The sequence below is a fragment of the Alcanivorax sp. HI0044 genome (assembly GCF_001634945.1).
Map to the genome: position 1 here is coordinate 1 of NZ_LWEZ01000353.1, position 511 is coordinate 511.

Genomic DNA, 511 nt, shown 5'->3' on the forward strand with positions numbered 1-511 from the left:
GCATGGGAAGCCCATTCAGGGTTTTCAGCAGGGCGTGAAGTTGATCTTCCAGTTTGCTCAGGCCGCCGCTGCCCACGGAGGGAAGGACGGGTACGGAGCGGTAGGTGGGCGAGGCATCGGTTGCCGGGGCGTTGTTGTGAAACTCGAGGTCAACAAACAGGGAGCCGGTCAGCAGATTGCCGGCTTTCAGGCTGGCGCGCAGGCCGTTTTCCACCATCTGGCTGATTTCACTTTTCCATGAGGGCAATGCAATCGTGGATTGATGGGTGACCCGTTGTGGTTCCAGGCGGATCAGTACCGGAATCGGACTGTCGGTCATGGCGTTGGGGCCTTCGGTGCCAAAGGCCCAGGGGACTTGCTCCACCGTGCCGATGCGGATGCCGCGGTATTCGACGGGTGCCCCGGCTTGCAGGCCGCGCACGCTGCGTTCAACCAGCAGCACATAATCCAGTGTCTGGGTGTAGAGAGCCCGCTTGGCGCTTTCCTGGTTGTCATGCAGCACGAACTGGTG

At 61.1% G+C, this 511-nt stretch carries 1 protein-coding gene; it reads right to left on the reverse strand.

From position 1 onward, the window contains the following. The coding region (locus tag A3730_RS04310; protein WP_156500890.1) for an MlaD family protein at positions 1 to 511 on the reverse strand (511 nt) is incomplete at both ends.